The sequence below is a fragment of the Rhodovulum sp. genome, from assembly GCF_011048875.1.
In the GTDB taxonomy this organism is placed as follows: domain Bacteria; phylum Pseudomonadota; class Alphaproteobacteria; order Rhodobacterales; family Rhodobacteraceae; genus Rhodovulum; species Rhodovulum tesquicola.
Map to the genome: position 1 here is coordinate 1 of NZ_DSDD01000256.1, position 4,287 is coordinate 4,287.

Annotated in this window: 5 protein-coding genes; 2 read left to right on the plus strand and 3 right to left on the minus strand. The window is 71.1% G+C overall.

The window, feature by feature from the left end; genetic code table 11:
* The first annotated feature begins 303 nt into the window (after window positions 1-303).
* Together ENN83_RS09050 and ENN83_RS09055 are read left to right on the plus strand one after the other, a co-directional pair.
* Entirely contained in the window at window positions 304-576 is a 273-nt protein-coding gene (locus ENN83_RS09050; RefSeq protein WP_287186115.1) for a hypothetical protein, read from the plus strand.
* A 166-nt stretch (window positions 577-742) separates the two neighbouring features.
* The gene (locus ENN83_RS09055) at window positions 743-1,618 is read left to right on the plus strand and encodes a CHAD domain-containing protein (RefSeq protein ID WP_287186116.1); all 876 of its coding nucleotides are present in this window, start codon (window positions 743-745) and stop codon (window positions 1,616-1,618) included.
* 34 nt (window positions 1,619-1,652) lie between these two features.
* Here the strand turns inward: ENN83_RS09055 and ENN83_RS09060 are convergent, their stop codons facing one another.
* The 3 genes from ENN83_RS09060 to ENN83_RS09070 form a co-directional block, all read right to left on the minus strand.
* Complete coding sequence (locus tag ENN83_RS09060) at window positions 1,653-2,627, minus strand: UDP-2,3-diacylglucosamine diphosphatase (protein WP_287186118.1); 975 nt, start codon at window positions 2,625-2,627, stop codon at window positions 1,653-1,655.
* Window positions 2,624-3,736: a glycosyltransferase family 4 protein gene (locus ENN83_RS09065; RefSeq protein ID WP_287186119.1), complete on the minus strand. Its 1,113-nt coding sequence runs from the start codon at window positions 3,734-3,736 to the stop codon at window positions 2,624-2,626. The genes ENN83_RS09060 and ENN83_RS09065 overlap by 4 nt, the downstream gene beginning before the upstream one ends.
* A gap of 300 nt (window positions 3,737-4,036) precedes the next feature.
* Window positions 4,037-4,287 (minus strand): methyl-accepting chemotaxis protein (locus tag ENN83_RS09070; RefSeq protein ID WP_287186121.1); only part of this gene is annotated, 251 nt, incomplete at its 5' end.

A 4,287-nucleotide genomic window follows, 5' to 3' on the forward strand; every position in this document is an offset into this window, starting at 1 on the left:
CCTCGACCGTGCCCTCGACCTGCCTTGCGGTGATGTCTTCTTCGAGGATTCCGGCGGGACCAAGCCGGTCGATCAGGCCCGGCGCGCAAGGGGCCCAGCGCCCCGCGCCCGCCGCGGAAGACACCCGCGCCGGTCTCTGCCGCCCCGCGCCCGGCACGGGCAACCGACGATGCAAAGCCCCGCAAACCCCGCCATGCCGCGCCGAAGCGCGACGGGTCCGGGGCCGAGCCGCGCGGGACGGGACCGAAGGGCGCGCCGGCCGGCGACAGGACCGCATCCCGCAGCCAGCACGGCCCGAAGCGGATGGACCGGCCCGGCCCGAAGACCGCCAGGGCGAAGGACGACGCCGCCCCGCGCAAGCCCCGCAACCCGGCGCAGAAATGGGATGCGGCAAGGCCGAAATCCGACACGCGCGGACCCGAGCGGGCGGAACGGAAGGACGAGACCGGCAGCGCCAGGACCCGGCCCGGTGCCTGCGACACCTCCAAGCGGATGGATCGGCCCGCGACGGGGGCGCGGCGCATATGGAAGGGCAAACCCAAGGGCGGCGACACGCCCCCCCGCCGCACGCGGTGACGCGGGCTGACCGGCGCCGCGCTTGGCGCAGGCCGGTATCGGTGGGGCGACCGGAGGCTGGCCCCGTCTTGGTTCTGCGCGCGCGTTAACTAAATGTCATATGATCTGGATACCGCTGCGGATTGTGTATGCGCGTGGAAGACGGGACGGTGACATGGCCTATCGCATGAAACGATCGGACGAGACCTGCGAAGAGGCGCTGCGGCGCATCGCGATCGAGGAGGTCGACGCAGCACTTGCCGAGATCGACGACGCCGCGATGGACCTGCACGACAAGGTCCACCAGGTGCGCAAGCGAGCCAAGCGGCTGCGCGGGCTGATCCGGCTGGTGCGCGCCAGCTTTCCCGACTACGCCGCCGAGAATGCCGCGATCCGCGACGCGGCGCGGCGGCTGTCGGGGCTGCGCGATCTCGAAGGCATGGTCGAGACGGTGGACAAGCTGGCGGAGGCGACCGGCGCCGAGGGGCTGGCGCCGCTTCGCGATCACCTGATCGCGGTGCGCGACAGCGCGGTCGCGGGCAGCGACGTGGCCGCCGATCTGGCCGCCTTTCGCGCCGATCTGGTGGCGCTGCGCGCGCGCGCCGAGGGCTGGAGCCTGACCGAAACAGGGTTCAAGGCGATGCGGCCGGGGCTGGAGAAGGTCTTCGCCCGGGCATGCCGCGACCGGCGCCTGGCCGCCGAGACGCCCGAGACGGCCGTGATCCACGACTGGCGCAAGGCGGTGAAATACCATTGGTATCACACCCGGCTGCTGCAACCGCTGGACCCGTCGCCGATGGACCGGCGCGCGAATGAGGTGCGCAGGCTGTCCGAGTTCCTGGGCGATCACCACGATCTGGCGGTGCTTGACGCCTGGCTTGCGGGGCTTGCCGATCCGCCCGGGGGCGAGGAGGTCCGCACCGCGCTGCGCGCGCGGATCGCGGCACGTCAGGGCGTGCTCGAAACCGATGCGCAGGCGCTTGCGACGCGGCTTTTCGCAAGCCGGGCGCGCGATCTGTCGCGGCGGTGGAAGCGTTTATGGAAGGCCTGGCGCACGGCCTGACCGGGGATGGGGCCGGCCACCCTGCCCCGCCTGCTCAGGTCGGCGGCACGGGGATGTCCCGGGAGCAAGGCAGGGCGGGAGACGCAACCGCCACCGGCTCGGCCAGCCCGTCGGACACCGGCGCCCAGAGCCGATGGATCAGCCGCACCAGCCGGGCCGCATCGGCGCTGCACTGACCGGGACGCTCGGGCGACAGGCAACGGGCCGAGGAATCGCCCGGCGCGGCGCGCATCGCGGGCCAGGCCACCATCTCCATAGCCCCGTCCAGCGTCTCGATCACCGCGGTATGGCTCTCGCCCGCGCACCGCGCGCCGGTCCAGGAGCCGCAATTGGCGAACAGCAGCCCCTCGCGCCGGACCAGCGTCGGGACATGGCTGTGCCCGCAGATGATCCCGTCCATCCCGTCCGCGGCCGCCCGACGCAACGCGGTATCCGTATACCGGCCCAGCAGCGTCAGCGCATTGGTCGCCACGGCCTTGCCCAGCGACCAGCGCCGGCGCTTCCCCTTGACCAGCGTTGTCTCGGCGCGCGGCCGCACCAGCGCCTTCTCGCCCAGCCAGGACCAGGCGCGATCGGCCAGTTTCGAGGTGCCCCGGATCAGCGCGCCGTCGAACTGGTCGCCATGCATCACCAGATAGCGCCGCCCGTCGCCCGCGCGATGCACGATCCGTTCATCCACCCTTATGCCGTAGCGGCGCAGCACCAGCGGGCGGAACAGGACCGCCAGGATGTCGCGCAGCTTCTCGTCATGGTTGCCGGTCAGCACCGTGACCCGCACGCGCCGCCGCCGGTCCAGCAGCAGGTCGACAAGCGCGCTGTAATCCTGCGTCCAGTGCCAGCGGCTTTCCAGTTTCCAGCCATCCAGCACATCGCCCACCAGATAGAGATGGTCGAATTCATGCGCCTGCAAGAAGGCATTCAGCGCGCGGATATCGCTGCCCTTGTAGCCCAGATGCAGGTCCGAGACGAAGACGCTGCGTACCCGGCGGGGGGCGGCGGCGGGGCTCATCTTGCAAGCTCCGCGCAGTGGCGGGCGAAGACGCGCGCCGCCTCGTTCCAGCTGTAATGGGCGCGGACATGGTCGTGCCGGTCGGCGCGGCTGCCCGGTGCGGCCAGCGCGCGGGCGACCGCCGCGGTCAGATCCTCGTCGATCGCACCCAGTCGCGGATCGGCGCCGACGATCTCGCGCGGACCGAGCGCGGGATAGGCGGCCACCGGAATGCCGCAGGCCAGCGCCTCGATGACGACGATCCCGAACGTGTCCGTGCGCGAGGGGAAGACGAAGACATCCGCCGCGCGGTAGGCATCGGCCAGCGTCTGGCCGGTCAGGGTGCCGCGAAAATCGACCTCGGAATGGCGCTGGCGCAGCGCGGGCAGAAGCGGGCCGTCGCCCACCACGACCTTGCTGGCCGGGCCGGGCAGGGCGAGGAAGGCCTCGATATTCTTCTCGGGTGCAAGCCGACCGACATAGAGCAGGACTGGCGGTTCCGAGGTCTCGGGCCGCGGCGGACCGGGATGGAATAGGTCCAGATCCACCCCGCGCGACAGCCGCACGAAACGGTTGTCGAATCCCCAGTTCCGCAGCTTGTCCTCAAGCGCGGCGGTCGCGACATAGACATGATGCGCGGGGGCGTGGAAGCGGCGCATGGCGGCCACGGTCATCGCGCCGGCCGCGCTGCGCAGGGCGCCGGGGCTGCGCAGCGCCACATAGGCCGGGAAATCGGTGTGAAAGGCGGTTGAGAACGGGACGCGATTGGCACGGCACCAATGCCGCGCCATCCAGCCCAGCGGTCCCTCGACCGGGATATGGACGGCGTCCGGCGCGAAATCCTCGATCAAGCCCGCCAGCCGCCGGTAATAGGGCAACGCCAGCGGTATCTCGGGATAGGAGGGCAGCGCGACGCCCGGGAAGGCCACCGGACCGATCACCTGCACCTCGTCACCGGCCGCGCGCAGGCGCGCGTTCAGGTTCTCGTAGGTTCGGACAACGCCGTTGACCTGGGGCTGCCAGGCATCGCTGACGATGAGGATGCGCAATGGCCCGGCCGCGGCGGGCGTATACGGAACCGGGCCAGTCGCCCGGCGATCGGGCAGGCTGTGGGCGATGTCGACCGTCACGGGCAGAGCCTCGATCCCTTGATGTCCTGGACGTCCCCGGACGCCCTTCGTCGCAGCATCAGCTAACCCGGCCCCGTGACAGACATGTGTCACTTCGGCGACCGACCCGGCGCATGTGGCATTCCTGCACCGTCCCGAACTGTCCCGGTCCCGCTCGGTCCCATCCCCGGACGACCGGTACCCGATACGGCAGGCCATCAGGACAGGCCCGGGCCGAAGGCGGAGGAGCGCGCGCCGGTTCCGGGTCAGGACTGGAGAGCGTCTGTCCGGCGGATCTGGTGCGGCCCGGCGGGGCGGGCGTCACCCCGCGGCATGAACGTTTCGGGCGCGGATACGCGCCTTTGCCCCGCCGCGGGCTGCGGACCAGTCATCCGGACGGGCGCTGCGCCCGGACATGGGCTGCGTTGCAGGTCCGGCGTCGCGCCCGACCTCGCCCGCCCGCGCCGCCTCGACGCCCGCATTCAGCGCCAGAAGGTTGGTCTGGAAGGCGATGTCGTCGATCACCCCGATGATCTGGGAAATCTCGTCGGACGAGCGCTTGATCTCGGACA

Bases quoted from the DNA above. Each gene is read 5' to 3' on its own strand.
- ENN83_RS09050 (WP_287186115.1), top strand. From the start codon at position 304: ATGGACCGGCCCGGCCCGAAGACCGCCAGGGCGAAGGACGACGCCGCC.
- ENN83_RS09055 (WP_287186116.1), top strand. From the start codon at position 743: ATGAAACGATCGGACGAGACCTGCGAAGAGGCGCTGCGGCGCATCGCG.
- ENN83_RS09060 (WP_287186118.1), bottom strand. From the start codon at position 2,627: ATGAGCCCCGCCGCCGCCCCCCGCCGGGTACGCAGCGTCTTCGTCTCG.